This is a genomic window from Nocardioides sp. (assembly GCF_004803405.1).
Taxonomy (GTDB): Bacteria; Actinomycetota; Actinomycetes; order Propionibacteriales; family Nocardioidaceae; genus Nocardioides; species Nocardioides vastitatis.
On record NZ_SSXI01000046.1, the window covers coordinates 1 to 900 of the forward strand.

General features: G+C 65.4%; 1 protein-coding gene. It reads right to left on the reverse strand.

Annotated elements, in window-relative coordinates; translation table 11 throughout:
* Positions 1 to 427: 427 nt before the first annotated feature.
* Complete coding sequence (locus tag E7Z54_RS03240) at positions 428 to 640, reverse strand: hypothetical protein (RefSeq protein ID WP_136431571.1); 213 nt, start codon at positions 638 to 640, stop codon at positions 428 to 430.
* Positions 641 to 900: the final 260 nt, after the last annotated feature.

Below are 900 nucleotides of genomic sequence, written 5' to 3' on the forward strand. Positions count from 1 at the left end.
TACGGCTCCAACTGGGGCCATTTCAGACTGGCACACTCACTCTGGCGGTTGGACTCATCGAGGCGGCTGCCTTTCGCTCGTGACGCGGGCTTGGGGGGAGAGGTGGACAGCTTGGAAGGTGGCGTCGTGCCACCGTCCTGCCCTACCCGGTCGGCGGTCTGCGAGTTGGGAGGGTGATGGGTCAGGCCTGGCGCATTACCGCACGGCCGACTCCGAGAGGGCCGACTCCAAGTCGCTGACCTGGCGCCGGATTGCGGTCCATCCGTGAGTGGCGCGCCTGTCCACTTACGCACCATCCGAGAGAGTGAGGTGCGTGATGATCGCCAGCCTCGCGCGCTTCATCGGAACCCCGCTATGAGCGCGGTGATGGTGAGCACCGCCCCGAGGTCGGCACCCATGAGCAGGTACAGGATGCGGGCTGAGTAGGTCATGGGGGTCCCCCCTTCCTTAGCGGCTCAACAGAGGTGACCCTCACCTCTCCGACGTGCTCACTGCCCCCATGGAGGATCAGATGGCCGGCCCGCTCGGCGAGCGCCATTGCGGTGGCGCGGCCGATCCCGGTGGTGGCTCCGGTCAGCACGATGGTCGGGTTGTGTTTGTCGTCAGGTTGGTTGAAGGCCCGGCGGTCGTGTGTGGGCATGGTTGGGTCCTCATCGTGTTGAGTTCCTCAGCGCGTTGCTGATCGCCACCAGTCTCAGGTTGACCAGGTGCCGGTCGCATCCGTGGAGGCCCCAGCCTGCCGCGCACCTCGGGACTCGTCCAGGCAAGCTGGCCGGGCGTGATGTTCCGAGGTGCGCTCGTGCTGGTTTTGCGGGGACAGTGCGTGGTCCTGCGTACCTAGATGTGATGCCCAGGCACGTTGGTCGAGATCCTGCGACGACACGGTCTGATCTGTAGATG